Source organism: Aminobacter sp. LjRoot7, assembly GCF_964252895.1.
Lineage (GTDB): Bacteria > Pseudomonadota > Alphaproteobacteria > Rhizobiales > Rhizobiaceae > Aminobacter > Aminobacter aminovorans_B.
In genome coordinates this window covers 1-25,562 of record NZ_CAXUPX020000023.1, presented here as the reverse complement: position 1 = coordinate 25,562, position 25,562 = coordinate 1, and the positions used below count along the sequence as shown (strand labels likewise).

Here is a 25,562-nt window from a genome sequence, read left to right as displayed (position 1 = left end):
GCCGGTCAGACGATAGTCGATCAAATGACTATTTGTTCGACCGCGAGCTGGATCATCTGCCGCCGGAGGTGCGGTGGCGAGAGTGGATGAACCGCGTCGAAGCAACAATCTTCGCTGCGAGCGAACCGGTCGCGCGTGAGACGCTGGCGAAGATCGTGGGCAAGAATTGCAGTATCGACCTGCTGATCGACGACATCCGGGAAGAACTGCGCGGCCGGCCCTATGACCTGGTCGCCGTCGCCGGTGGCTGGAAACATCTGACCCGGCCAGCCTATGCCGATGCCATCCGTACGGCGGTCGGCGGCGGTGAGAAGGCCACCAACCTGACGCAGTCGGAAGTGCTGGCGCTGATGTGCATCGCCTACTTCCAGCCTATCACCCGCGGGGAACTTTCGTCCTTCTTCGGCAAGGAAGTGTCGCGCGACCTGATCGGCCATCTGCGCGGCGCAAAGCTGATCACTTCAGGGCCGCGCAGCCCGACACTGGGTGCGCCTTACACCTATGTGACGACAAAAGAGTTCCTGCTCGAGTTCGGGCTCGACACGCTGCGCGACCTGCCGGATTTCGAGGCGCTTGAAGACGCCGGACTGCTATTTAAGGAAAAGCTGCTCGCGGGCGATATTCCGGTCAGCCTGATAGGCGGAGAAGGTGATAAGGCCGAAGACGGCGAAGACAAGAGGCTTTGAATATGTTGGCTGTGCTCTCGCCTTATCTGCGTCCATACACGGCCCCCATAGCTGCCCGTCCGCAATGCGCCCCATGCACGAACCCGCTTCGCGGGAGCTCGCCTTGCCCCGAGATGGCTTAGTATACGTAGCCATTGAACAGGTAGCGGCGGGAGAGCCGACCATGGAGTTCCCTTCAACGAGAGGAAGTCGCCATGGCTACCCCGTCGACCGATGCACCCGTTTCACCACTTCGCCAGCGCATGCAGTACGACATGCTCATGCGGGGTCTCGCCGATGCCATTGCCGCTCGGGGCGGTCGCTTCATAAGGGGCGAGGCCCGCCTTATAGGCGGGGGGTCACGCGTCGCGGTCGCCCTGGATGAAACCATGCTGCATCCCGATCGCGTCGTCGTTGCCGGCGGCGCCTGGTCGGCGGAACTGGCGGCGCAGATTGGCGAGCGGATACGCCTCGAGACGGAACGCGGCTACCATGTCGAGTTCGCGACCGAGCGTTCCCTGCTGCATTCGCCGACCTGCTATCCATCGGCGGGCTTCTACATGGTTCCGCTTTCCCACGGCCTGCGTGCCGCTGGAACGGTCGAACTCGGTGGACTGGACAAGCCTTTCCGCAACGTGCGCGCCGCCGTGATCGAGCGGACCGCGCGGTTCTTTCTGCCTGCGCTCGGGCACAAGACCTCTGACTGGCTCGGCTTTCGGCCCTCGATGCCCGATTCCATACCTGTCATTGGCAAGTCCATCACGCGACCGGACGTCGTCTATGCCTTTGGGCACGGTCATATCGGGCTGACGCTGGCCGGCATTACGGGAAGGATCGTGTGCGATCTGGTGAACGGCGATACGCCGCCGATTGATCCAGGCCCTCTACGACCAAATCGATATTAAGGGAGAGTTGCATGCCGATCTATAAAGTGCGTCGCGAGGCCGAGTGCTATGGCCACGATATCGGGATTTTGCTTATCGACTGCCGGACGCCTTTCATTCCCGGCGACGTCGGCAACGCCTACACCTATGACTATCCGGTGCTCTATAAAACGGTACCGGACGTCACGCTCACGCGTCTCATCGACGAGGGCGACCTGTCGCTGACAGACAGGGTGGTCGAGACGGCACGGGCCTTGGAGGCGTCGGGCGTCGCAGCGATCACAAGCGATTGCGGCTACATGATGCACTTTCAGGAACTCGTCGCTGAAGCCGTATCCATCCCGGTCATGCTGTCCAGCCTGCTACAGCTTCCGTTCATAGGATCGCTGCTGGGACCGAAGCAGTCGATCGGACTGCTTTGCGCCAACAAGGAACGGCTGACCGAAGACTTGCTTGCCCGCGCCTATCCAAATCAGCCGGTGAAAATCCATGTCGCGGGCATGGAGCGGATGCCCAACTTCCGTGGGCCTATGCTGGACGAGACCGATACGCTGGACAGCGACGCGATCGAACGAGAAATGTTGGCGACCGTGGACCATATGCTTGCCGGTCATCCAGACATCGGTGCATTTCTTCTGGAGTGTTCCAATATGCCGCCGTACGCGGCTGCAATTCATCGCCACACCGGTAGACCGGTTTTCGATTTTGTGACGATGATAAATCACGTCGCTGCCGCGGTGATGCCGAAGATATACAGCGGTCGTTACTGACTCGGGGGTGAAATGGACCAGGAAGCGTCGAACGCGAAAAAGGATACTGCCTATCACGCGTTCAAAAGGAACATCATCGACTTCACCTTTCCGCCCGGCGCGCTCCTGACCGAGGAATTCCTCGCGGAGAAATTCAAGATCAGCCGCACCCCGATACGCGACGCGATCCTGAAGCTGCAACAGGATGGCCTTGTCGAACGCGCGAGCAAAGGGGTCCAGGTCAAGCGCTTCACGCTCGCCGAGGTGATCGATACCTATCTGGTGCGTGAGGCTCTCGAGAAATGTGCCGTGCGCTTATGCGTCGAACGCGCTGACGCTGCGGACCTCGTTAGTATTCGTGAGAGTGTTGAAAGCTATGTACATATAGATACAAATGCAGAAAGTTACTTTTCTTTAAATGAAAAATTTATAGACTTTCATTCTCAACTGGTTAAATGTTCAAATAACAATTTGCTGTTGAGCCAATATGGTGGTATAGTGGATAGAATAAGAATAATAAACAGAATGCATATGAATCAAAGTTTATCCATAAATGACGTAATGATTAGGCATCTGAATATAATCGATGCCGTTATAGATAGAAACGCTTTTCTGGCTGAGGCATTGATTAACTCGTCTTTTAAACGAATTATCAAGCATCTTGAGGTATCAATAGAATAAGCCTTGGGGAGGGGTGTGAGCGTATTTCGTCCAATCCCCAAAGTGGAACACTTCTATGAAGCGCAGATGACCAACCATTTCGGGCTCATCATAAGTCCCGCGCGCCGAGATTTTGATAAGGTATGTTTCGGCTGCCTGACTGTGCTCGACCAGTGTAGCGAGTGTCCTGCGGGTCACTATACGCGCGGCTTGCGGAAGAGCTGGCTCGTCTCCAGCAGCCCTACGAGGTCTTTCATCCGGTCGCGGGTGGCCATTGCAAAGAAGAGATGGACCAGAGCCGGGAACGTCGAACGATGACGACGCCAGCAAGCGTGCTGGACCGGAGATGCTCCGAATGCTGCGTGGTCACATGATGGGTGACAACAAGGTCCGGTTCACTGACGCCGCAGAAAGCATGATAGGTCGAACTCGTAAGTGGAAAGCTTCATCGCAGATGCACTTAATTTGAGAATCTTGCAGCAAGGATTCTCGCAATTAGATGCCAATCCTGAACAAAACCGGCGCATTCTTGCAATTAAAGGCCAAACGACAGGATCATAGAGGTTGCGGTAGTGCGCGAGGCTCAGCCGCGGAAACTCCTCCTCGAGGAGCTCGACCGCCTCGGTCCTATCCATCATCCGCGGGTCTTTCGACAGGCCGAGCTCCGCATGGAAGCGACGGATGATATCGAGGCCGAAGGCATGGAACGTGCCGATCCACATCGCGGCCGCCGCCTCGGGCCGCTTGCGCGATCCTTTCGGCCATCTCACCCGCCGCCTTGTTCGAGAAGGTTAGGAGCAAGATACGCCTGGGATCGATACCCTCTTCCAGAAGGCCTCCGACACGCGCGATCAACGTCTGGGTCTTTCGGGTGCCAGGACCCGCTTCGAGCAGATAGGCTTCCCCGCGATGCTCCGACGCCGCTGCTTGCAGCGGATTGAGCGGCCGCCCGACATGCGTTGCCGCCGGTGTGGGCGGCACCGGTGGCAACAGCAAGGCATCGAACAACTGCTGCGCCACGACCTCGAACGGCGCCCCGAGTCTCGCAGCGATCTCAGAAGCGGAAAGGCCTCCATCGTGTGAACCGGCGTGCAATGTTTGCACGCCGATTGACAGCGGTCGGCGACGACGACTTCGGCAGGTTCCTGCTTGCGATGCTCAAAGGCAACGACGTGAATATTAGCCACATTGCGGTATTACCTGAGACGCGCTCGGGGATGAGCGTAGCAATCTCCGATGATGAAGGCGACTATGGCGCTGTCATCGTCTCCGGCGCCAATCTCCATGCGGACCAGTCACAACTTACGGATGCCGCCCTCTGGAAGGATTCGCGTATACTGGTCCTGCAGAACGAAATGCCGGAGGCGATGAATATTGCCGCCGCACGCGCGGCAAGGTCGGTTGGCGCAAAGGTTTGTCTTAATGCGGCTCCGTTTAGGCCGTTGTCGGCGGAATTCAAAGCGCTGATTGACGTGCTGGTAGTGAACGCAATCGAGGCGGAGCAGCTCAGCGGTTTGTCGGTAAGCGACCTAGCGTCTGCCCGCGACGCAGCCGAGCTTCTCGCCAAACAATTTGAGACGGTTGTGGCTACTGTAGGGGGTGACGGCGTGGTCGGAGTAACCGAGGGCGCGCCTGCAATTTTGATACCGGCACTTCCCGTGACACTTGTTAGCACACACGGTGCGGGAGACGTGTTCGTTGGAACACTTGCTTACGCTTTAGCCGGCGACGCGGCGTTCTGCGAAAGCCTTAAAATTGCGAACCGCGCAGCGGCTGCTCATGTCGCTGCGCCCAAGGTAGCGTAATCCCACGCACATTTCGCAACCGACCTAGCCTGGCTGCGGTTTACCCGTGCCGAGGTGATCGATACCTATCTGATTCGCAAGGCTCTTGAAAAATGTGCCGTACGTCTTTGCGTCGAACGAGCCACGGATGAGGAGCTGAACCTCATTCAGGAGAGCGTCGAAAACTATTCCCGAATCGACGTGGCACTAGAGAGCTACTTTTCGTTGAACGAGCGTTTCATAGATTTTCATGTGCAGATTGTTAGGGCCGCAAATAACGATATCTCAAGAAGTCAGTACGCAAGCATAATTGACAGGATTTGCATAATCAATCGCATGCATATGAATTGGACGCTCTCGATCGCGGATGTCCAGGTCAGGCAAATTGACCGACGGTGAGCGCCATTTGAGGTTATATGCGCGGCTTGCGAAACAACTGGCTTGTTTCCAGCAGCCCTTCGAGATCTTTCATTCGGCCGCGAGTGGTCTTCCACGCCGAACTCTGGATGGCCTCGATAAGTGCCTCGACGACGAACATCGTGACGACCGACGAATCCCATGCGGAAGGGACTTCGGTCTCGACGCGGAAAACAACCGTTGCAGTCTTGGCGATCGGGGACTTCCACCTGTCGGTGAAGAGCAACGTACGCACGCCTCGTTCGGCCGCGATACGGTTTAGCGTCTCGCTCTCGCGCTCGTAGCGGCGGATGTCGAAGATCACCAGCACGTCGCCCGCCTTCATGTTCAGCGCGTAGTGCGGCCATGTGCTCGGCGTCGGCGCGATCAGCGTCACGTTCGGGCGGATCACTTGGCAGTGGGTGAAGAGATATTCCGCGAGCGACTTCGTGATGCGCCCGCCGACGATGTAGACATGGTTGCGTTGGTCCTTCAGCAGGTCGCGTGCGCGGTCGAAATCGCTGGTCCTGATGCCCGACAGGGTCTCGCGGAGGTTGGCGATCGTGGCTTCGGCGAAGCGGTTGAGGATATGGGCATCCGGCGCGTCGTTGGCCCAGCGGTCGTGCTTGGTGATCGGGTTGGAAAGGGTGCTTTCCAGCTCGTCGTGGATATGCGCCTGAAAATCCGGAAAGCCCTTGAAGCCGAGCTTGCGCACCATGCGCACTACGGTCGGCGTCGAAACGCCGGCCTGCCCGGCGATGGCCGTGATCGACCCCAGGGCCGACATCGGATAGTGCGAGGTGAGCGCGGTCGCCAGTTGCCGCTCGGACGGCGTCAGTTGCTCGAAGCTCGACCGGATGATGTCTTGGACTGTCGTATATGTGCTCAAGCGCGCGTCATCCTCCCGTATCCACCAGCCACCTTACCACCAACCACGCGCGGCATGTAACGCGTCGGATGACGACTGAAGAGAAATTTTCAAAAGGCGTTTGACAGCGTCCAAATTCTGAACGATTAATTTCAGAGAGAACAAAAGCAGGTGAAACTTTGAGCACGATCCTTGCCGCCGATGAGGGGAGCCCGGTCGCCATCGAGCGCCCGGAAGGTCGTTCGCCCGTCCTGATGGTCTGCGAGCATGCGTCGAAGGCGATACCGCTTGGTCTCGGCGACCTCGGCTTGTCGGAAGACCTTTTGTCCAGCCACATCGCCTGGGATCCGGGCGCGCTCGACCTGTCGCTGTTCCTGTCGGGCAAACTTAATGCCAGCCTGATCCACCAGCGCTTTTCGCGCCTCGCCTATGACTGCAACCGTTCGCCCGAATCCGACAGCGCCATACCGAAGCAGAGCGAGATCTTCGACATACCGGGCAACATTTCTGCCACCGCCGAGGAGAAGCAGGCGCGCGTCGACGGCATCTACCGACCGTTCCAGGCGACCGTGGCGCAGGAGATCGCGCGCCGCAAGGCCGCCGGCCAGCCTTGCGTGCTGGTGACGATCCACAGCTTCACCCCCGTGTTCAACGGCGTGCGGCGTGAGACGGAAATCGGCATACTCCACGACAGCGATCCACGCTTCGCCGACCGGGTGATCTCCTCGCTTGAGCGCACGTCCGGCTTCGTGGCGCGGCGCAACGATCCGTACGGGCCGGAAGACGGCGTGACCCACACGCTTGTCGAGCACGGCGTGCGCAACGGGCTGCAGAATGTCATGATCGAGGTGCGCAATGATTTGCTCGCCGACGAGACATCCCGGGCGCAAGTGGAAAAGCATCTCCTGAGCGCCCTGATTTCTTCGCTCGACGCGGAAAATCCATAGTCACAGCGATCCGTTCGCGGATCGATCAGCCAGCAAGGATAAAACATGTCCGGATATTCATTCGAAGAGCTGAAGGCCGATGTCCTCGCGGGGCGCATCGACACCGTGCTTGCCTGCCAGGTCGACATGCAGGGGCGGCTGATGGGCAAGCGCTTCCACGCCCAGTTCTTCATCGACAACGGCTACGAGGAGACCCACAGCTGCAACTACCTGCTGGCGACCGACTTCGAGATGGAGACGGTGCCAGGCTACAAGGCGACGAGCTGGGAAGCCGGCTACGGCGACTATGTCGTGAGGCCCGACCTGTCGACGCTGCGGCGCGTGCCCTGGCTCGAGGCGACCGCACTGGTGCTCTGCGACATCGTCGACCACCACACGCATGAGGAAGTCGCGCATTCGCCGCGCGCCATCCTCAAGAAGCAGGTCGCGCGGCTGGAGGCGATGGGCCTGAAGGCCTTCATGGCGACCGAGCTCGAATTCTTCCTCTTCGACCAGAGCTACGAGGAGGCGCAGCAGCTCGGCTACCGCGACCTCCGCACGTTCAGCGCCTACAACGCCGATTACCACATCTTCCAGACGACCAAGGAAGAGGATGTGATGCGCGCCATCCGCAACGGCCTGCAGGGCGCCGGCATCCCGGTCGAGAATACCAAGGGCGAGGCCTCGGCGGGGCAGGGCGAGGTCAATGTCCGCTATGCCGACGCGCTGACCATGGCCGACCGCCACGTCATCATCAAGAACGCCTGCAAGGAGATCGCCTGGTCGCGCGGCAAGTCGATCACCTTCCTGGCCAAGTGGAACGCCAAGGCTGCCGGCAGCTCGTCGCACATCCACCAGTCGCTGTGGAGCCTCGACGGCAAGACGCCGCGTTTCCTCGACCAGAACGATGAATACGGCATGTCGCCGCTGATGAAGCACTATGTCGCCGGCCTGCTCGCGCATGCTTCCGAGACCACCGCGTTCCTGGCGCCCTATATCAATTCCTACAAGCGCTTCGTCGCCGGCACCTTCGCGCCGACCAAGGCCGTGTGGAGCCGCGACAACCGCACCGCCGGCTACCGCCTCTGCGGCGAGGGCACCAAGGGCATCCGCATCGAATGCCGCGTCGGCGGCTCCGACCTCAATCCCTATCTCGCGATGGCTGCCCTGATCGCCGCCGGCATCGACGGCATAGAGCGCGAGCTGCCGCTCGAGGCGCCCTTCGTCGGCGACGCCTATGGCGGGAAGGAGGTGCGCGAGATCCCGCGCACGCTGCGCGATGCCACGGTCGCGCTCGACGAGTCGGAGATGCTGCGCAAGGCCTTCGGCGACGAGGTGGTCGACCACTATGTCCGCGCGGCGCGCTGGGAACAGGAGGTCGCCGACAAGCTGATCTCCGACTGGGAAATCGCCCGCGGCTTCGAAGGCTGCTAGGGCAGCGACAAGGCATTCCGAAATGACGGCAGGAGTAAGATCGTGACTATTCTGAGGTGTGTCTCGCCCATCGACGGATCGGTCTACGCCGAACGGCCGGCGCAGTCGTTCGATGACGCAAGCTCCGCGGTCGCCCGGTCACGCGCCGCGCAGAAGGACTGGGCGAGGCAGCCGCTCGACAGGCGCGTCAAGCTTGTGATGGCCGGCGTTGCCCGGCTGAACGAGATGGTCGACGAGGTTGTGCCCGAGCTCGCCCACATGATCGGCCGCCCGGTGAAGTACGGCGGCGAGTTCCGCGGCTTCAACGAGCGTTCCAACTATGTCGCGTCGATCGCGGCAGACGCACTGGCGCCGATCGTGGCGGAGGACAGCGCCTCCTTCACGCGCCAGATCCTGCGCGAGCCGCATGGCGTCGTGCTGGTCATCGCGCCGTGGAACTACCCCTACATGACGGCGATCAACACGGTCGCGCCGGCACTGATGGCCGGCAACACGGTGGTCATCAAGCATGCCACGCAGAGCCTGCTGGTCGGCGAGCGCATGGTGCGCGCCTTCGTCGAGGCGGGCGTGCCCGAGGATGTCTTCGTGAACCTGTTCCTCGATCACGAGACGACCTCCGCCCTGATCCAGGCGCGGAGCTTCGACTTCATCAACTTCACCGGTTCGGTCGAGGGTGGCCGCTCGATCGAGCGGGCCGCCGCCGGCACCTTCGTAGGTCTCGGTCTGGAACTCGGCGGCAAGGACCCCGGCTACGTCATGGAGGACGCCGACCTCGACGCCGCGGTCGACACGCTGATGGACGGCGCGATGTTCAACTCCGGCCAGTGCTGCTGCGGCATCGAGCGCGTCTATGTCCACGAATCCCTCTATGACGACTTCGTGGAGAAGTCCGCCGCCTGGGTGGCGAACCTCAAGCTCGGCAATCCGCTCGACCCGGAGACGACGCTCGGGCCCATGGCCAACAAGCGCTTCGCTGCCGAGGTGCGCGCGCAGGTCGGCGAGGCGATCGCCGCCGGCGCCAACGCGGTCGTCGATGCGGCGAAGTTCCCGCAGGATGATGGCGGCGCCTATCTCGCGCCGCAGATTCTCACCAATGTCGACCACTCGATGCGGGTGATGCGCGACGAATCCTTCGGCCCGGTCGTCGGCATCATGAAGGTCTCGGGCGACGAGCAGGCGCTCGAGCTGATGAACGACAGCGAGTTCGGCCTCACCGCGTCGCTCTGGACGAAGGACCCGGAACGCGCCGCCCGTATCGGCGCCGAGGTCGAGACAGGCACCGTCTTCATGAACCGTGCCGACTATCTCGATCCCGCGCTCTGCTGGACCGGCGTCAAGAGCACGGGACGCGGCGGCTCCCTGTCGGTCATCGGCTTCCAGAACCTGACGCGCCCCAAATCCTACCATCTCAAGAAGGTCACAGCATGAGCATCACCGCCAACTGGAGCTATCCGACCGCCGTCAAGTTCGGCGCCGGCCGCGTCAAGGAACTCGCCGACCACTGCAAGGCGGTCGGCATGAAGCGGCCGCTGCTGGTGACGGATCGCGGCCTGGCGCCCATGCCGATCACCCAGAACGCGCTCGACATCCTCGATGCAGCCGGCCTCGGCCGCGCGATCTTCGCCGATGTCGACCCCAACCCGAACGAGAAGAACCTCGACGCTGGTGTGAAGGCGTTCCGCGACGGCGGCCATGACGGCGTCGTGGCGTTCGGCGGCGGCTCGGGCCTCGACCTCGGCAAGGCGGTCGCCTTCATGGTCGGCCAGAGGCGGCCGGTCTGGGACTTCGAGGACATCGGCGACTGGTGGACGCGCGCGTCGGTCCAGGGCATCGCGCCGATCGTCGCCGTGCCGACCACTGCGGGAACCGGCTCGGAAGTCGGCCGCGCCTCGGTGATCACCAACTCGGACACCCACACCAAGAAGGTGATTTTCCATCCGAAGTTCCTGCCTGCGGTCACCATCTGCGACCCAGAGCTGACGGTCGGCATGCCGAAGGCCATCACGGTCGGCACCGGCATGGACGCCTTCGCGCACTGCCTGGAGGCCTACTCGTCGCCCTTCTACCATCCAATGAGCCAAGGCATCGCGCTCGAAGGCATGCGGCTGGTGAAGGAGAACCTGCCCAGGGCCGTCAAGGACGGCTTCGACATCGAGGCGCGCTCGCACATGATGTCGGCAGCGGCCATGGGCGCGGTCGCCTTCCAGAAGGGCCTCGGCGCGATCCACTCGCTGTCGCACCCGGTCGGCGCGATCTACAACACCCACCACGGCATGACCAACGCCGTGGTGATGCCGCCAGTGCTGCGCTTCAACCGACCCGCTGTCGAGGCGAAGCTCGCCCAGGCGGCCGCTTATCTCGGCATCGCCGGCGGCTTCGACGGCTTCTACGACTTCGTGCTGGAATTGCGTTCAGAGCTCGGCGTGCCGAACAAGCTCGCGCAGCTTGGCGTCGGCGCCGACCGCATCGAGGAGATGGCGGCGATGGCGATCGTCGACCCGACGGCGGGCGGCAATCCGGTCGAACTCACGCTGGATGCGGCAAAGAAGCTGTTCGCCGAGTGCATCTGAAGCCTGCCGCGACGGCGTAAGCCGGATATCGCACCAAGGGCACTTCCGGGGGGCAGTGGTTCCCCGCAAGTGCTTCATCCCGTGTTCTGCGCATATCGAACGACCGGAGTACAGCGGCGGGTCAACTTGCGCCCAGGCGCCTTGATATCTCGCGGGCCGCCTCGGTGACGAGCAGGCCGATTTCGCGGATGCGCGCGTCCGGCATCCTCGGGGTGGGTCCGGAGATGGAAATGCCGGCGACCGCCTCGGAGTAGCCGTTCAGGATGCAGGCCGCGACGCAGCGCATGCCGATCGTCCTTTCCTCGTCGTCGAACGAATAACCCCGCTGGCGGGTAGCGTGCATTTCCTCGCGCAGCCTGTCGGCAGTCGCGATCGTCTTGTCGGTGAAACGCGTAAAATTCGCCCCCTTGATGAAGGCTTCGAGCCTGTCTTCATCGAATGTGGCCAGCAGAGCCTTGCCGATGCCCGAGGCGTGCAGCGGTGACCGGGCGCCGGGCGGAAAATAGGCGCGGATGGTCTCGTTCGATTCCACCTGGCTGACGAACAGCACATGGCCTTCGCGTTCGATGCCGAGGTTTGATGTCTCGCCTGTCCTCGACATCAGGTCGCGCATAACCGATCGGCTGCGTTCGACGATGTTGGTGCGGCGCACGAAGGCCGAGCCGAGCCTGAACGCTTCCGGCCCCACGAACCATTCCTGGCGCTCCGGGCTCGCCTCGACGTAGCGGCGTTGCTCAAGCGTCGCCAGAACGCGATACATCGTGGCCGATGACTGGCCGAGATGCGCCGACAGCTCGGTCAGGGTGATGCCGTCATGGGTCGCAAGCGCCTCGAGCACATCGAGGCCGCGATCCAAGGCTTGGATGCCTGTGGCCGGGGAGGGCGATTGGGACCCCTTTGGCCGTCCGCGCCTTCTGCCAGCCTGTTCTGTCATCGCTCATTTCCAGTTTGAGATGTCATAGCGATGAAATCAAATTTCTCAAAGTGAAAAAATATAAGTATCTGATTTATCATGATATATTGACAACATTCCTTAAAATGAAAAACCATTTCAAAAAAATTTACGCGAGTTTGGCCGTGTGCTAGAGGTTTTGGCGAGCAAGGATCAGTCGTCGTGACCAGCCAGAATCCTATTTTCATTCCCGGCCCGACCAACATCCCGGAAATCTTGCGGAAGGCCGTCGACATGCCGACGGTCGACCACCGCGGTCCGCTGTTCGCCAGGATATTGCGACCCGCCTTGGACGGGGTGAAGAGGGTCCTGAAGTCGGAGCACGCGGAAATCATCGTCTTCCCGTCGACGGGTACGGGTGGCTGGGAGGCGGCGATCACCAACACGCTGTCGCCCGGCGACAAGCTGCTGGCGACCCGCAACGGCGTGTTCAGCCACCGCTGGATCGACATGTGCCGGCGGCACGGGCTCGATGTTGACGTGGTGGACCAAAAATGGGGTGACGGCATTCCGGCCGACCGCCTCGCGGAAATCCTCGCCGCCGACACGTCGCACGAGATCAGGGCCGTCCTCGCCACGCACAACGAGACGGCGACCGGCGTCCGCTCCGACATCGCCGCCGTGCGCGGCGCGCTCGACGTCGCCGGGCATCCCGCCATGCTGTTCGTCGATGGCGTGAGCTCGATCGGATCGATGGATTTCCGCATGGACGAGTGGGGCGTCGATGTCGCCGTAACAGGCTCGCAGAAGGGGTTCATGCTTCCGCCGGGCCTGGCGATCCTCGGCCTTTCGCCGAAGGCGATGGATGCGGTCGGCGAGGCGAAGCTGCCGCGCAGCTTCTTCGACGTGCACGTCATGCTCGGCAGCTATCACGCAGGGGGATTCCCCTACACGCCTCCCGTCGGTTTGCTGAACGGTTTGAAGACCGCCACCGAGATGCTGCTCGATGAGGGGCTCGAAAATGTCTTCGCCCGCCACCGTCGCATGGCGGAAGGTGTCCGCCGCGCGGTCGATGCCTGGGGGCTGAACCTCTGTGCGATGCGGCCGGAGCTTTATTCCGATACGGTCAGCGCTATCCGTGTTCCCGACGGTTTCGATGCGAACAGGATCGTCGCGCACGCCCTCAGTGCCTACGGCCTCTCGTTCGGAACGGGCCTCGGCGAGCTGGCGGGCAAGGTGTTCCGCATCGGCCACCTCGGCAGCCTGACCGAGGTTATGGCGCTGTCCGGTATCGCTGCCGCCGAGATGGCCATGGCCGACCTCGGTTTGCCGATCAGGCTCGGTTCCGGCGTCGCTGCGGCGCAGCAGCATTTTCTTCTCGGAGCCGGCGATGTCCGGCAGAAGGCTGCATGATGGAGGACGCGTCCATGTATATCCCCACGCTGGAAGACATGCGCGCCGCGCGCAGCCGCATCGCCCCGCATATCCATGTCACCCCGGTGCTAACCTCGCGCATGCTGGACGAGCTTTCCGGCGCGCAACTGTTCTTCAAGTGCGAGAATTTCCAGAAGGCCGGCGCCTTCAAGGCCCGCGGGGCCAGCAATGCCGTGTTCGGCCTGTCGGACGAACAGGCGGCGCGGGGTGTCGCGACGCATTCCAGCGGCAACCACGGCACCTGCCTGTCCTATGCGGCCAAGCAGCGCGGCATCCCCTGCACGGTCGTCATGCCGCGCACCGCGCCGCAGGCCAAGAAGGACGCCGTCATGGGCTATGGCGGCCGCGTCGTGGAATGCGAGCCGTCGACCTCCAGCCGCGAGGCGGTGTTTGCCGAGGTGGTGGCCGAGACCGGCGCGGAGTTCGTGCACCCCTACAACGACCACCGCGTCGTTGCGGGGCAGGCGACCTGCTCGGCTGAACTGATAGACCAGGTCGATGGGCTCGATGCCGTGGTCGCTCCCATCGGCGGCGGCGGCATGGTGTCGGGAACCTGCCTGACGCTATCCAGCCTGGCGCCGCGGATAAGCATCTACGCGGCCGAGCCGGAGCAGGCCGACGATGCCTACCGCAGCTTCAAGGCCGGGCACATCATCGCGGACGATGCACCGAACACGGTTGCCGACGGGCTCAAGGTGCCGCTGAAGGAGCTGACCTGGCATTTCGTCCAGAAGCATGTGACCGACATCCTGACCGTCTCCGAAGAGGAGATCGTCGAGGCCATGAAGCTGATCTGGAAACGCCTGAAGATCGTCATGGAACCGTCCAGCGCCGTGCCGCTGGCGACGATCCTGAAGAACCCGAAAACCTTCGTCGGCAAGCGCGTCGGCGTCGTCATCACCGGCGGCAATGTCGATCTCGACAAACTGCCGTGGAACTGAGGAGAATCTCAATGAACGCACCGACGAATTTTGCCAGCTACGAGGTTGGTTTTGATGTCCCGGCGCTGCCCGGCATGGACGAGGCCGATATCCAGACGCCCTGTCTGATCCTCGATCTCGACGCGCTGGAGCGTAACGTCAGGAAGATGGGCGACTACGCCAAGGCGCACGGCATGCGCCATCGCGCCCACGGCAAGATGCACAAGTCGGTCGACGTGCTGAAGCTGCAGATGGAATTGGGCGGCGCCACCGGCGTCTGCTGCCAGAAGGTGTCCGAGGCCGAGGTCTTCGCCCGCGCCGGCATCAAGGACATCCTCGTCTCCAACCAGGTGCGCGACGCCGCGAAGATCGATCGTCTCGCCCGCATGCCAAAACTCGGCGCGCGCGTCATCGTCTGCGTCGACGACCTTGCCAATGTCGCCGACCTGTCGGCTGCGGCGCGCAAACACGGCACGACGCTTGAATGCTTTGTCGAGATCGACTGCGGTGCCGGTCGCTGCGGCGTGAAGACCACCGAGGATGTGGTGACGATCGCCAAGGCGATCGCTGCCGCGCCGAACCTCAAGTTCAGCGGCATCCAGGCCTATCAGGGCGCCATGCAGCACATAGACGGCTATGAGGATCGCAAAGCCAAGCTCGACGCTGCCGTGGCGCAGGTGAAGGATGCCGTTGCCGGTCTGAAAGCAGCGGGCCTCGAGCCCGAGCTGGTCTCGGGCGGCGGAACCGGCTCCTACTATTTCGAGGCGGAGTCAGGCGTTTACAACGAGCTGCAATGCGGCTCCTACGCTTTCATGGATGCCGACTACGGTCGCATCATGGACAAAGAGGGCAAGCGCATCGACCAAGGCGAGTGGGAAAACGCGCTCTTCATCCTGACGTCGGTGATGAGCCATGCCAAGGCCGACAAGGCGATCTGCGATGCCGGGCTCAAGGCGCAGTCGGTCGATAGCGGACTGCCCTTCGTCTACGGCCGCGACGATGTGAAATACATCAAGTGCAGCGACGAGCACGGGGTCATCGAGGACACGACCGGCACCTTGAAGATCAACGAGAAGCTGCGCCTCGTTCCCGGCCACTGCGACCCGACCTGCAACGTGCACGACTGGTATGTCGGCGTCCGCAACGGCAAAGTCGAGACCCTCTGGCCGGTATCAGCCCGCGGCAAAGCATATTGATCATATGCAGGGCCAATCCCTGGCATCCTTTGCAGCAGAGGCGTCATGATCATCATCCCCGAACGCGACATCGCAGGACTTGTGTCGGCCGCCGATTGCTTCATGGCGGTGGAACAGACGTTTGAGTCCATGGCGAGGAAGTCGGCCCGCAACTTCCCGGTGATACGCGAGGCGATTGGCCATGCCGATGCGCTCTATGGCTTCAAGTCAGGATTCGATCGCGAGAGTCTGGCGCTCGGCCTGAAGTCGGGCGGGTACTGGCCGCACAACGCACAGAAGGGGCTGACCAACCATCAGTCCACGATCTTCCTGTTCGACGCCGATACCGGTCGCTGCCGTGCCATTGTCGGCGGCAATCTGCTGACGGCATTGCGCACGGCCGCAGCTTCGGCCGTCTCGATCGAGCACCTGGCGCGACAGAATTCCAAAGTACTCGGTATCGTCGGCGCCGGCCACCAGTCGGCGTTCCAGTTGCGCGCGGCGCTTGACCAAAGACCGTTCGAAAAGGTGCTCGGCTGGAACAAGACACCCGAAAAGCTCGAGCGCCTTGCAAGCGTGGCGCGGGAGAAGGGTTTGCCGTTCCAGTCCGTGAGCCTAGAGCAGCTTTGCGGGGAGGCCGATGTCATCATCACCATCACCTCCTCGTTCGCCCCAGTGCTCGCGGAAGGGATGATACGGCCCGGCACGCACTTGGCCTGCATGGGCACCGATACCAGGGGGAAGCAGGAGCTCGCTGCGGAGATCGTCGCGGCATCGACGGTCTTCACGGACGAGGTCGAGCAGTCGACATCCATCGGCGAGGCCCAGCACGCGTTCAGGCTGGGCATGATCGAGACGGCGGCGATAGTGCCGATCGGCGACGTCATCGCCGGTGGTCATCCTGGGCGTCGCGATGCGCAGGAGATAACGCTGTTCGACGGCACGGGCGTGGGACTTCAGGACCTAGCCGTGGCGTCCGCGGCCGTCGAGCTTGCGCTGGCTCGCGGCACGGCCATCGAAGTCGACGCGTAGCTACTCGCCGGCCAACGCCGCCTGATGTTCGAGATTGAGCCTGTCGAGCGCGTTCTGCGTCCAGATGACGTTGTCGCGGGCTGCGCGCTCGGCCTCCGGGTGATCGCCCCGGGAAATGGCCTTGGCCATTTGCTGGTGCAGCGGCACCGCATCACGGAAGACGCCGGGCGTGGACGTCGTCACGGCGATCTGTTGGCGCATGATGTGGCCGATCAGCGTCCCGGTATAGACGAGCAGGCGGTTTCGCGACGCGCGAAAGACGGCAAGGTGAAACTGCAGGTCGGCATCCTGGGCGCGTTCGTCGGAGCTCCTGTCGGAGATACGGTCGCTTTCTTCCGCCAGGATGGTGTAGAGATCGAGGATCTCCTTGCGATCGGCCTCGGTGGCGTTCCTGGCCGCCGCGCTGGCGGCCGCCGGCTCGAAGATCAGCCGGAACTCGAGAAATTCCCGGATGTAGCTGGTCCGCGGGCCGAACTCCCAGAGCCAGTTGAGAACGTCGAGATCCATGACGTTCCAATTGCGTTCGGGCTCGACGCGTATACCGACTTTCGGTTGCGCCGAAATCAGGCCCTTCTGGCTGAGCACGCGCAGGACTTCGCGCAAGACGCCGCGGCTGGCGCCGAGCTGCTCGCATAGTCTTGGCTCCGGCGGGATCATTCCGCTCTCGCCGTAGTGCCCGCTGACGATCTGTCGGCCGAGCTGGTTGAGCGTGTGTGAAAATAGGGAGGGCCTGCGGGCGAGCTCCGGCATTTCGAGACTCCGACGTGCTGCGTGAACAATCTCCTACACATCAAATTTGCGGTTGACACAAGCTCTAATCATATGAGTAATGGATCTACTCATATGATTAGAGGAAAGACAGTCCCGCGTGCCTTCGCCGACCTATCCAATTGTCCCGGAACTTGCAGCCATCAAGCCGTTGCCGCAGTCCGAGCGCGTCTCCGTGGTTCTCGTCGGCGCGGGCGTGGTAGGGCTGTCGTCTGCTTTGTGGCTGCAGAGAGCCGGGCATGCGGTCACGATTCTCGATCCGGAACCGCCGCTTGCCGGCAACGGCTACCTGGGTGCGGCAAGCTTCGGCAACGCCTGCACCGTGGCGCTTGGGGCGTGCATCCCCGTCGGTACGCCCGGGATCTTGAGCGACGTGCCAAGAATGCTCGTGAAGCGTGCGAGCCCGCTGTCGATTTTCTGGGGCGACCTGCCGCGGCTCTTGCCTTGGCTCGTCGATTTCCTTCGGGCGTCCAGCCATCGCGAATTTCAGCGCATAGTCGGCGTGCTTGGCCAGTTGATAAGGCTGGCGGAGGCGGGCCATAACCCTCTTTTCGAAGAGGCGCGGGCGACGCACCTGAAGCGGCCAGACGGCTGTCTTTATCTCTACCGGTCCGAGCGCAGTTTTGCGCGGGCGCAGCGCGATATCGACCTGCGGCGGCGAGAAGGCGTGCGCATGGAGATGCTGGACCGGAAGGCCGTCATGGAGCGCGAGCCGAATCTGGCTCCGCTCTATAGCAACGGGCTCCTGTTCAACGACGCGTACAGGATCGACGATGCACTGCGATACGTGCAGGCGCTTGCCTCCTTGTTCCAAAGCAAGGGCGGCAGGTTCGTCCGCAGTATTTCGCGCGCAATCGAGTCACGCGACGGCGGCCTCACCGTAAGGTGCCAGGATGGGCGGGCGGTGGAGGCGGATCGCGTCGTCGTTGCCGCCGGTGCGTGGTCCCGCCAGTTGGCACGGACGGTCGGCGACAGGATACGGCTCGATGCCGAGCGTGGATATCACGTCCTTTTTCCGCGCGACGGAAATCTCCTGAGCGCGCCGACCTGCTATCCCGAGCATGGCTTCTACATGACGCCGCTCGGCGAAGGGCTGCGGTCGGCGGGCACGGTGGAACTGGGCGGGCTTGGGAAGCCGGCGCGCCCGGCGCGCACGGACGTCATCGAAAAGATGAGCCGCGTCCTGCTGCCGGGGCTTGGCGAGGCTGGAAGGACGTGGCTGGGCTTCCGGCCGTCCATGCCGGATTCGCTGCCGGTGATCTCGCGTTCGCCGACGGATTCCAGGATCGCCTATGCCTTCGGTCACGGTCATATAGGGCTGACGCTCGCTGGAATCACCGGCCGGTTGGTATGCGACCTGATCAGCGGCGACACCCCGGCGATCGACCTTCATCCGCTGCGTGCCAACAGGTTCTAGCGCGCCGGGCTGATTGAAGATTCAAGCGGGAGAAACAAAAAAAGAAAGACGTCTAACAATAATAATAAAAATTCTGCCAGATAAACTTGAGAAGATTCGAGACGTTATTTCGAGTTATTGATATCTTAACCTGAAATGGGAGTTAGAAAGTGAAATATCTTAGAAGTGCAGTCGCCGCCGTTGCGGCCATGATGCTTGGGGCGTCGCCGTCGATGTCTCAGGAAAAGCCGGCGAGCATCGTCGTCAATACGTCGGGCGGCGAGAACGGCCCGATGCTGAGAGAGGCCTATTTCAACGATTTCGAAGCCACTACCGGCGTCAAGATCGTCGACTCCAGCCCGGCCGATTTCGGCCGCCTGCGCGCAATGGTCGAGAGCGGTAACGTTGAATATACCGTCACCGAGGTGGAGTCCGAGGACGCCTGGCGCGCGATCGAGATGAACCTGCTCGAGCCGATCGACGACAAGATCGTCGACCGTTCGAAATTCCCGCCGCAGACGCTCAACCCGTACCTCTATCCGATTTCCAGCTATTCGACGGTGATCGGCTATTCGACCGAGGCCTTCCCTGATGGCGGCCCCACGAACTGGAAAGAGTTCTGGGACGTCAAGGCGTTCCCCGGTCCGCGTTCCATGCGCAACCATCCGATCGACAATCTCGAAGCCGCATTGCTTGCCGATGGCGTAGCGCCGGACGAGCTCTACCCGCTCGACCTCGATCGAGCCTTTAAAAAGCTTGACGAGATCTATCCGCATGTCGCGGTCTGGTGGACGACAGGTGCGCAGCAGGCGCAGCAGTTGATCGACGGCGAGGCCGTGATGACCACGGGCTGGAATTCGCGTCTCTACGCGGCCATCCGTAAGGGCGCTCCCATCAAGATGGAATTCGGCGGCGGAGTCCTCAAGGCAGCGGCCTACGCGATCCCGCGGGGCGCGCCGAACGCGGAATGGGGCCAGAAATTCTTTGCCACGATGGCGAAGCCGGAGAACCAGGGCAAATACGCGCTGGCGTTTGGCCTCTCCGGTCCGGATCCGGACCATGTGAAATATGTTCCCGAAGACGTGCGCCTGTTGCTTCCGCTGCATCCCGACAACCTCAAGAAGCAGATTTGGATGGACCAGGAGTGGTGGCTGAAGAACGGCCAGGCCGTCACTGAACGCTGGACCGAGTGGATGCTGAGCCACAACTGATACCGAACGCAGACCCCTCTATCGGTCAATTTTTCAGGACGTTCTATGCCCGACCTTCGAAACACTTCAGCACTCAAGCTTGAGAATATCAGGAAGACCTTCGGCCGCGTCGATGCCCTCACCTCGATCAATCTGGAGGTCAGCGCGGGCGAGTTTCTCACGATCCTCGGGCCGAGCGGATCGGGCAAGACGACCCTCCTCAGACTGATAGCGGGGTTCGTGACCACGGATTCCGGTCGCCTGGCCATCTTTGGCCGGGACATGACCATGGCTTCGGCCGGGAAGCGCGAGATCGGCATGGTGTTCCAGCACTATGCGCTGTTCCCGCATCTGACGGTGCTGGAAAACGTCATGTTCCCTCTGGAGATGCGCAAGCATTCCCGCCGGGAAGCCGCCGACAAGGCGTCGGCAGCGCTCGCAGCCGTGCGTCTGGACTCTTTCGGGGACCGATACCCCAAACAACTCTCGGGCGGCCAGCAGCAGCGCGTTGCGCTGGCCCGCGCCGTTGTCTTCGAGCCGAAGCTGTTGCTTCTGGACGAGCCCTTCAGCGCGCTCGACAGGCGCTTGCGCGAATCCATGCAGAGGGAGGTCAAGCAGCTGCAGGCCTCGCTCAACCTGACGACCATCTTCATCACGCACGACCAGGAAGAAGCCCTCGTCATGAGCGACCGTATCGCGGTCATCGATCGTGGCACGATACAGCAGCTCGGGACGCCGAACGAGATTTATTACCATCCCCAATCGATCACCGTGGCGCAGTTCATCGGCGAGTCGAACATCCTGGAGGGGACGGAAACGCCTGAAGGCCTGCGCACGCCGTCGGGCATGCTGCTGCGGCGGGCATCGCCCTCGAACAGCGGCCGCGTTCTCATTCGTCCGGAAGCGGTCAGGATCACACGTGAGCCTGCCGCAGGCGGTGCGGCGAACCAGTTCACGGGCAAGATAGCCAGCCGGACCTTCGTCGGAGGCTTCACCATCTACCAGGTCGACGTGAATGGCGGCGACACGCTGACGGTGCGCTGCCTGGCAGACGAAGAGACCATGTTCGAGGCTTTCCAGGAAGTCTATCTCAGCATTCGCGAGGCGGACTGCCGCCCCGTGCCGCTGGACGCGACGGAGGCCCGGGCATGAACGCGCGCTTCCAGGCGATCAAAGCCCGGACAAGCTCGCTGGCGCTGGTAAGTCCAGCCCTCGTGCTGCTCGGTCTCCTGTTCTTCTATCCGATCCTCCTGCTGTTCTTTACCACGCTCGAGGGGGAGAACATCGGCAACTATGCGCAGGTCGTGAACAGCGGGACATCCATGCAGGTGTTCCTCAACACGCTGCGCATCGCCGTCATCGTCACGGTCGTCGACCTTGTCCTTGCCTATCCGCTCGCGATCTACATTTCGCGGCTTTCGCCGGCCGGAAAGGCGATTGCGCTCTTCTTGGTGCTCATTCCATTGTGGACGAGCCAACTGGTCCGAACCTACGCCTGGATGGTCCTTCTCGGACGACAGGGGCCGGTCAACAATATGTTGATCTGGCTTGGCATCATAGATGCCCCAATCAGGCTTGCGAATAGCGAGTTCGCGGTCGTAGCCGGCATGACGCACATCCTGCTGCCCTACATGCTGCTGCCGATCTACAACTCCGTTTCCAAGATCGACAATTCACTCTTTGACGCAGCCAAGGGGCTGGGAGCAGGGGCCTTCTCGACCTTCACGCGGGTGCTGGTGCCGCTGAGCATCCAAGGCGTCCTGGCAGGCGTCAGCCTGGTGCTCGTGCTTTCGCTCGGCGTATTCATCATGCCCGCCTTGCTGGGCGGTGGACGGGTACCCGTGATCGCGCTGCTCATCGAGCAGCAGGCCGGATCGTTCCTTAACTGGGCGATGGCCGGAACGCTGTCCGCGATCCTGATGGTCATCGTCATGATCACGTTCCTGATCATCAAGTTCGCCACGCGGATGTTTGTCAGGGGGCGCATCGATGTCGCATCCGCTTAGCAGGCTGAAGGCCTCGGAGTGGCTGAGCAGAGGGCTCCTCAGTGCATTCTCGTGGCTCGTGTTTCTCTTTCTCGTCGCGCCGCTTCTCGTCGTCGTGCCGATATCGTTCAGTGGCGGCTCCTACCTGCGCTTTCCCCCGGACAGCTATTCGGTTCGCTGGTACGAGACCTATTTCCGTTCGCAGAGCTGGATAGATGCGACCCTGCTGAGCATACTGGTCGGAACGGTGGCGACGATCCTGTCCGTCGCCCTCGGCTTCCTGTTCGCGCTGGGTATCACACGTGGACTGAAAGGGTGGTCCGGTGCGCTCGAGAAGGTGGCGCTTGCGCCGATGATCGTGCCGTCGATAGTCTATTCCGTGTCCATGTACTCGCTGTTCTCCAGCCTCGGGCTGGTAGGCACCTGGTACGGCATCGCGCTGGCCCACACTGTGCTCTGCCTGCCCTTCGTGATCATTGTGCTCACCGCCGGGCTGAAGGAATACGACATCGACCAGGAAACGGCGGCCATCGGCCTGGGCGCAAGCCGGCTGGTGGCGATCAGGCGGATCACCATCCCGCAGATACGCTCGAGCCTTTTGTCGGCGGCGTTCCTCGCCTTCATCACATCCTTCGATGAGCTGGTGGTGGCGATGTTCCTGTCGAGCACCTTCGGCACTCTGCCCAAGAAGATGTTCGACAACATCCGCCTGCAGATCGATCCCACGATCGCCGCCGTGTCGGTGCTCGAGATCGTGATGATCGTGATCGTCATGTTCGTGCTGCTGCGCATGAACAAAGGAAAAGCAAGCCGCCTGGCTTGAAGCATTGGAATCAGAGATGGAAAACCTGCGCTCGGCCCTAACGCAATTTCATGGGCAATCCTTCGACGTGGCGATCATCGGAGGTGGCATAAACGGATGCTCCGCCGCCCAGCACCTCGCAGCTTCGGGCTACAAGGTGCTGCTGGTTGAGAAGCGCGATTTCGCCAGCGGTGCAACCAGCCGTTCGGGACGCATCCTGCATTGCGGCTTGCGGTTCCTCGCACCGAAAAAATCGGTCTCGGAATTCCTTTTCGCGCCGGGAACCCTTTTGATGAAGCTGCGCACCGCAAGCGACATGGCGGTTGCGCAGGGCGAGCTCTACAACACGATCCGCGCCTATCTGCGGCCGATGGACATCGCGCTGCCGATCTACAAGCATGCTGGCTACAGCGGCTGGCATGTCGACATCGGCGCAGCCCTCGTGCGGCTCATGAACCGCGGGCGCAGCCCGATCAACTATCGGCGCTGGAAAGGCGCGGCGTCGCCGCATCCCTTCATCAAGCATCTCGTCAACCAGGGCGACATCCGTTCGGTCGTGGCCTTCACCGACCAGCAGTTCAGGTGGCCGGAGCGCATCGCGCTCGACGCGTGCCTCAACGCAGAAGACATGGGCGCGGTGATCCGCAACTATACCGAGGTAGTCAAGCTGGAGAAATCCGGCAAGACAAGCTGGAAGCTCACGCTTGCCGATAGTGAGCACAAGGCATCGATCGACGCCCGCTACGTGCTGAACCTCGCCGGCATCGAGATCGATCGCACCAACCGCATGGTCCCGGGCCTGGACAACATCCCGCCGCGCGTCCGCGCGATGAAGGGCGTCCATGTGCTCATTCGCCTTCCCGAGGAATTCCGCGGCCATGGCATCGCCGGTGAGAATTCGGAAGGCGAGCACATCTTCTGCCTGCCATGGGGCGAGTACCACTATTTGGGGCCGACCGAGACATTCTATGATGGGCACCCCGACGAAGTGACTCCCCTGGACGAAGACATCGATTTCATCATCCGCGAGGCGCAGGCCCTTCTTCCCGGCTTGCCGATCAAGGATGCCAAGGTCGAGATGGCCTGGGCAGGCGCGCGTCCGATCACCTTCGATCCCAACCGTGCGAAGGGCAAGCGGCTGCCGTTCAGCATCTTTCACGACATGGTGGACCAGGGCGCACGCAACCTCTTGGCCGTGACCTGGGGCATCATCGTCAACCACCGCCAGACCGCCCGGAGGGTCACGCAGAAGATCAAAGGCGTCTTGGGAGCCGCCGGTCCCGCCAAGACGATTAACTATTCTCCGCGCGAGGCTCCGGCCCTGACGCCGGCATCGTCGACCGCCGACATCGAGCGCGCCGTTAGCTATTTCCTGACAGCAGAGCACGCTACGAGCGCCGTCGATATCCTTTGCCGACGCACACCTCTGTTCTGGGACAAGGCCGTGACGCCGGAGTTCCTGGACAAGATTGTCGATGCGATGGGCAGGGTCCTGCATTGGTCCGACCAGAGACGGCAAGCAGAAGTGGACAGCTTCGCCGACTATGTATGGCGCAACCACCGTGTGGAGATTTGATAAATAGGGGCTAGTCGAGAGATTGGAAAAGCATCATTAGCTCCGCCTGCTGGCATCGGTGGAGGAGAACATTCAGTGATTGGTAACGCTCGTGATGCTGGCGTAAGAACCGCAATCGTGGCGACGCAGAAAGCGGCTGTCTAACTCGTACGCAACTTCTACAGCCACCGCTACGGGCAGCTCCGTAAAAATGTGTCAGACCATGGAGTGCGCCCCTGAGGGTGGACAGATATCAGGCTGCTGATTTGCCAGTCTGCCGGATGTGTTGATCCTCGAACTGCTGCGGGCTCAGATATCCGAGCGCCGAATGGAGCCTGCGTTTGTTGTAGACGTCCTCGATGAAGCGGGGAAGGTGATCAATGACGTCGTCGAAGGTTTCGAAGGCCATCGGGTAGACCGCCTCGACCTTCAGCGTCTTCATGAAGCTCTCCGCCTCGGCGTTGTCGTAAGGATTGCCTCTGCGGCCCATCGAGCCCGTCAGGCCGTTTGTTTCCAGCGCTTCGCGGTAAATTTGCGCAGCGTATTGGGAACCCCGATCGGAATGATGAATGCAGCCGGACGGCGGCTGGCGCCGTTCAATGGCCGCCTTCAAGGCTGCCATCGTCAGCCGCGCATCGATCGATCGGCCAATTGCGTAGCCGACGATCATGCGCGACCAGGCGTCGAGAATGACTGCGACGTAGACGAAGCGGGTCGGCAGCGCGACATAGGTTATGTCGGAGACCCAGAGCTGGTTCGGGCCGGTCGGAACGATTTCCTTCGCCAGGTTGGGGAAGAACGGGCCATCATGATCGCTGTCGGTGGTGGCTACGAAGCGCCGCCTGATCCTGGGCTGCAGATCATGCTCGCGCATCAGGCGCCGGATCTTCTTGTGGTTCACGACGAGGCCTTGCTGACGCAGCGCAGCGCCGACGCGGCGATAACCGTAGAACTCGAACTCGTCGCTGATCGCGAACATTGTCTCGACGATCGCGGTGTCGTCGGCTGGCTTCTCCGAGCGGTCGTAGTAGGTGGAGCGCGCGATTCCCATCAACCGGCATCCTTCGGCAACGCTGATGCCGCGGGGCCGGTGATGACGGATGTAGTCCCGCTTCTCGGTCGCGGTGCGTTTCTGAGAGCCCCCTTTAGAAACTCCAGTTCCAGAGCCTGCTTACCGACCAACCGTTCGAGCGCTGCGATCCGGGCTTCGTATTCCTGGATCAGATCGGCGGCCTGTGCATCATCGTCGAACGCGCCTTGCTCATATTTGCGGACCCAGATGCGGATCAGGTTGCGCGAGACATCGTGATGCTTCGCGAGGCCGTGCAGCGTCTCGCCGGCGATGAACTCCTGAGCCACCTGGCGTTTGAACTCGATGCTGTGACTGCGGTGCTTTGCCATGGGTTCTCTCTCCGAAAACCCGGAAGGCTGGTCAATCCACACATCCCGATCTGTCCACCCTCAGGGGCGCACTCCA

General features: G+C 61.8%; 25 protein-coding genes and 1 pseudogene. 20 read left to right on the top strand and 6 right to left on the bottom strand.

From position 1 onward, the window contains the following. Positions 1-32 precede the first annotated feature (32 nt). The 4 genes from scpB (at position 33) to ACSQ3E_RS30445 (ending at position 2,979) form a co-directional block, all read left to right on the top strand. Positions 33-686 carry an SMC-Scp complex subunit ScpB gene (gene scpB, locus ACSQ3E_RS30460; protein WP_436125457.1) on the top strand — a complete coding sequence of 218 codons (654 nt, stop codon included), beginning with the start codon at positions 33-35 and terminating at the stop codon, positions 684-686. A 194-nt stretch (positions 687-880) separates the two neighbouring features. Further along, a complete protein-coding gene (locus ACSQ3E_RS30455; RefSeq protein ID WP_263008378.1) occupies positions 881-1,570 on the top strand; it encodes an NAD(P)/FAD-dependent oxidoreductase in 690 nt (229 codons plus the stop codon). 11 nt (positions 1,571-1,581) lie between these two features. Next, on the top strand, positions 1,582-2,319 hold the full coding sequence (locus ACSQ3E_RS30450) for an aspartate/glutamate racemase family protein (RefSeq protein ID WP_263008379.1): 738 nt from the start codon (positions 1,582-1,584) through the stop codon (positions 2,317-2,319). A gap of 12 nt (positions 2,320-2,331) precedes the next feature. After that, a complete protein-coding gene (locus ACSQ3E_RS30445) occupies positions 2,332-2,979 on the top strand; it encodes a GntR family transcriptional regulator (protein WP_436125456.1) in 648 nt (215 codons plus the stop codon). Positions 2,980-3,506: 527 nt separating this feature from the next. Here the strand turns inward: ACSQ3E_RS30445 and ACSQ3E_RS30440 are convergent. Beyond that, positions 3,507-4,035 (bottom strand): annotated as a pseudogene (locus ACSQ3E_RS30440) (UvrD-helicase domain-containing protein); the annotation flags it as partial. 17 nt (positions 4,036-4,052) lie between these two features. Here ACSQ3E_RS30440 and ACSQ3E_RS30435 point away from each other — a divergent pair. Both ACSQ3E_RS30435 and ACSQ3E_RS30430 read left to right on the top strand, forming a co-directional pair. Then, positions 4,053-4,763: a PfkB family carbohydrate kinase gene (locus ACSQ3E_RS30435; RefSeq protein ID WP_263008381.1), complete on the top strand. Its 711-nt coding sequence runs from the start codon at positions 4,053-4,055 to the stop codon at positions 4,761-4,763. 54 nt (positions 4,764-4,817) lie between these two features. Further along, a complete protein-coding gene (locus tag ACSQ3E_RS30430) occupies positions 4,818-5,141 on the top strand; it encodes an FCD domain-containing protein (protein ID WP_436125455.1) in 324 nt (107 codons plus the stop codon). Positions 5,142-5,154: 13 nt separating this feature from the next. Here the strand turns inward: ACSQ3E_RS30430 and ACSQ3E_RS30425 are convergent, their stop codons facing one another. Continuing rightward, positions 5,155-6,027, bottom strand: a complete 873-nt coding sequence (locus ACSQ3E_RS30425) for a MurR/RpiR family transcriptional regulator (RefSeq protein WP_263008382.1) — start codon at positions 6,025-6,027, stop codon at positions 5,155-5,157. A 158-nt stretch (positions 6,028-6,185) separates the two neighbouring features. On the opposite strand from ACSQ3E_RS30425, the gene ACSQ3E_RS30420 reads away from it, so the two are divergent. The 4 genes from ACSQ3E_RS30420 to ACSQ3E_RS30405 are packed head-to-tail and all read left to right on the top strand — an operon-like array spanning position 6,186 to position 10,936. Then, positions 6,186-6,953, top strand: a complete 768-nt coding sequence (locus tag ACSQ3E_RS30420) for an N-formylglutamate amidohydrolase (protein ID WP_263008383.1) — start codon at positions 6,186-6,188, stop codon at positions 6,951-6,953. Between the two features lie 45 nt (positions 6,954-6,998). After that, positions 6,999-8,366, top strand: coding sequence for a glutamine synthetase family protein (locus tag ACSQ3E_RS30415; RefSeq protein WP_263008384.1), 1,368 nt, complete (start codon positions 6,999-7,001; stop codon positions 8,364-8,366). A 42-nt stretch (positions 8,367-8,408) separates the two neighbouring features. Beyond that, positions 8,409-9,794 (top strand): aldehyde dehydrogenase family protein, encoded by a 1,386-nt coding sequence (locus tag ACSQ3E_RS30410; protein WP_263008385.1) that lies wholly within the window; start codon positions 8,409-8,411, stop codon positions 9,792-9,794. Continuing rightward, on the top strand, positions 9,791-10,936 hold the full coding sequence (locus ACSQ3E_RS30405) for an iron-containing alcohol dehydrogenase (RefSeq protein WP_263008386.1): 1,146 nt from the start codon (positions 9,791-9,793) through the stop codon (positions 10,934-10,936). Before ACSQ3E_RS30410 ends, ACSQ3E_RS30405 begins: the two co-directional genes overlap by 4 nt. A gap of 121 nt (positions 10,937-11,057) precedes the next feature. On the opposite strand, the gene bhcR is transcribed toward ACSQ3E_RS30405, so the two are convergent. Further along, positions 11,058-11,870 (bottom strand): HTH-type transcriptional regulator BhcR, encoded by an 813-nt coding sequence (gene bhcR / locus ACSQ3E_RS30400; RefSeq protein ID WP_263008387.1) that lies wholly within the window; start codon positions 11,868-11,870, stop codon positions 11,058-11,060. A gap of 180 nt (positions 11,871-12,050) precedes the next feature. Here bhcR and bhcA point away from each other — a divergent pair, with 180 nt between their 5' ends. From bhcA to bhcD, 4 genes are read left to right on the top strand one after another with little or no spacing between them, the layout of a single operon-like run. Then, positions 12,051-13,241: an L-aspartate--glyoxylate aminotransferase BhcA gene (gene bhcA, locus ACSQ3E_RS30395; protein WP_263008388.1), complete on the top strand. Its 1,191-nt coding sequence runs from the start codon at positions 12,051-12,053 to the stop codon at positions 13,239-13,241. A 14-nt stretch (positions 13,242-13,255) separates the two neighbouring features. After that, positions 13,256-14,203, top strand: coding sequence for a beta-hydroxyaspartate dehydratase BhcB (bhcB, locus tag ACSQ3E_RS30390; RefSeq protein ID WP_263008389.1), 948 nt, complete (start codon positions 13,256-13,258; stop codon positions 14,201-14,203). 11 nt (positions 14,204-14,214) lie between these two features. Beyond that, positions 14,215-15,378 carry a 3-hydroxy-D-aspartate aldolase BhcC gene (gene bhcC / locus ACSQ3E_RS30385; protein ID WP_263008390.1) on the top strand — a complete coding sequence of 388 codons (1,164 nt, stop codon included), beginning with the start codon at positions 14,215-14,217 and terminating at the stop codon, positions 15,376-15,378. Positions 15,379-15,423: 45 nt separating this feature from the next. Further along, positions 15,424-16,389 carry an iminosuccinate reductase BhcD gene (gene bhcD, locus ACSQ3E_RS30380; protein WP_263008391.1) on the top strand — a complete coding sequence of 322 codons (966 nt, stop codon included), beginning with the start codon at positions 15,424-15,426 and terminating at the stop codon, positions 16,387-16,389. Here bhcD and ACSQ3E_RS30375 read toward each other — a convergent pair whose 3' ends face one another. Continuing rightward, entirely contained in the window at positions 16,390-17,139 is a 750-nt protein-coding gene (locus ACSQ3E_RS30375; RefSeq protein ID WP_263008392.1) for a FadR/GntR family transcriptional regulator, read from the bottom strand. Between the two features lie 118 nt (positions 17,140-17,257). Here ACSQ3E_RS30375 and ACSQ3E_RS30370 point away from each other — a divergent pair, with 118 nt between their 5' ends. From ACSQ3E_RS30370 to ACSQ3E_RS30345, 6 genes are all read left to right on the top strand, one after another. After that, a complete protein-coding gene (locus tag ACSQ3E_RS30370; RefSeq protein WP_263008393.1) occupies positions 17,258-18,574 on the top strand; it encodes an NAD(P)/FAD-dependent oxidoreductase in 1,317 nt (438 codons plus the stop codon). 149 nt (positions 18,575-18,723) lie between these two features. Next, complete coding sequence (locus ACSQ3E_RS30365) at positions 18,724-19,764, top strand: ABC transporter substrate-binding protein (RefSeq protein ID WP_263008394.1); 1,041 nt, start codon at positions 18,724-18,726, stop codon at positions 19,762-19,764. A gap of 45 nt (positions 19,765-19,809) precedes the next feature. Continuing rightward, positions 19,810-20,895: an ABC transporter ATP-binding protein gene (locus ACSQ3E_RS30360; protein WP_263008395.1), complete on the top strand. Its 1,086-nt coding sequence runs from the start codon at positions 19,810-19,812 to the stop codon at positions 20,893-20,895. Further along, on the top strand, positions 20,892-21,749 hold the full coding sequence (locus tag ACSQ3E_RS30355; protein WP_263008396.1) for an ABC transporter permease: 858 nt from the start codon (positions 20,892-20,894) through the stop codon (positions 21,747-21,749). Before ACSQ3E_RS30360 ends, ACSQ3E_RS30355 begins: the two co-directional genes overlap by 4 nt. Positions 21,750-21,807: 58 nt before the next feature. Beyond that, complete coding sequence (locus ACSQ3E_RS30350) at positions 21,808-22,551, top strand: ABC transporter permease (protein WP_436125454.1); 744 nt, start codon at positions 21,808-21,810, stop codon at positions 22,549-22,551. 16 nt (positions 22,552-22,567) lie between these two features. Beyond that, positions 22,568-24,106 (top strand): FAD-dependent oxidoreductase, encoded by a 1,539-nt coding sequence (locus tag ACSQ3E_RS30345; RefSeq protein ID WP_263008398.1) that lies wholly within the window; start codon positions 22,568-22,570, stop codon positions 24,104-24,106. 232 nt (positions 24,107-24,338) lie between these two features. Here ACSQ3E_RS30345 and ACSQ3E_RS30340 read toward each other — a convergent pair whose 3' ends face one another. Continuing rightward, complete coding sequence (locus tag ACSQ3E_RS30340; protein ID WP_263008428.1) at positions 24,339-25,163, bottom strand: IS3 family transposase; 825 nt, start codon at positions 25,161-25,163, stop codon at positions 24,339-24,341. After that, the gene (locus ACSQ3E_RS30335) at positions 25,136-25,486 is read right to left on the bottom strand and encodes a transposase (RefSeq protein ID WP_095809480.1); all 351 of its coding nucleotides are present in this window, start codon (positions 25,484-25,486) and stop codon (positions 25,136-25,138) included. Before ACSQ3E_RS30335 ends, ACSQ3E_RS30340 begins: the two co-directional genes overlap by 28 nt. Between the last annotated feature and the right edge of the window lie 76 nt (positions 25,487-25,562).

Bases quoted from the DNA above. Each gene is read 5' to 3' on its own strand.
- ACSQ3E_RS30455 (WP_263008378.1), top strand. From the start codon at position 881: ATGGCTACCCCGTCGACCGATGCACCCGTTTCACCACTTCGCCAGCGC.
- ACSQ3E_RS30450 (WP_263008379.1), top strand. From the start codon at position 1,582: ATGCCGATCTATAAAGTGCGTCGCGAGGCCGAGTGCTATGGCCACGAT.
- ACSQ3E_RS30445 (WP_436125456.1), top strand. From the start codon at position 2,332: ATGGACCAGGAAGCGTCGAACGCGAAAAAGGATACTGCCTATCACGCG.
- ACSQ3E_RS30435 (WP_263008381.1), top strand. From the start codon at position 4,053: ATGTTTGCACGCCGATTGACAGCGGTCGGCGACGACGACTTCGGCAGG.
- ACSQ3E_RS30415 (WP_263008384.1), top strand. From the start codon at position 6,999: ATGTCCGGATATTCATTCGAAGAGCTGAAGGCCGATGTCCTCGCGGGG.
- ACSQ3E_RS30405 (WP_263008386.1), top strand. From the start codon at position 9,791: ATGAGCATCACCGCCAACTGGAGCTATCCGACCGCCGTCAAGTTCGGC.
- bhcR (WP_263008387.1), bottom strand. From the start codon at position 11,870: ATGACAGAACAGGCTGGCAGAAGGCGCGGACGGCCAAAGGGGTCCCAA.
- bhcB (WP_263008389.1), top strand. From the start codon at position 13,256: ATGTATATCCCCACGCTGGAAGACATGCGCGCCGCGCGCAGCCGCATC.
- bhcC (WP_263008390.1), top strand. From the start codon at position 14,215: ATGAACGCACCGACGAATTTTGCCAGCTACGAGGTTGGTTTTGATGTC.
- bhcD (WP_263008391.1), top strand. From the start codon at position 15,424: ATGATCATCATCCCCGAACGCGACATCGCAGGACTTGTGTCGGCCGCC.
- ACSQ3E_RS30375 (WP_263008392.1), bottom strand. From the start codon at position 17,139: ATGCCGGAGCTCGCCCGCAGGCCCTCCCTATTTTCACACACGCTCAAC.
- ACSQ3E_RS30360 (WP_263008395.1), top strand. From the start codon at position 19,810: ATGCCCGACCTTCGAAACACTTCAGCACTCAAGCTTGAGAATATCAGG.
- ACSQ3E_RS30355 (WP_263008396.1), top strand. From the start codon at position 20,892: ATGAACGCGCGCTTCCAGGCGATCAAAGCCCGGACAAGCTCGCTGGCG.
- ACSQ3E_RS30345 (WP_263008398.1), top strand. From the start codon at position 22,568: ATGGAAAACCTGCGCTCGGCCCTAACGCAATTTCATGGGCAATCCTTC.
- ACSQ3E_RS30335 (WP_095809480.1), bottom strand. From the start codon at position 25,486: ATGGCAAAGCACCGCAGTCACAGCATCGAGTTCAAACGCCAGGTGGCT.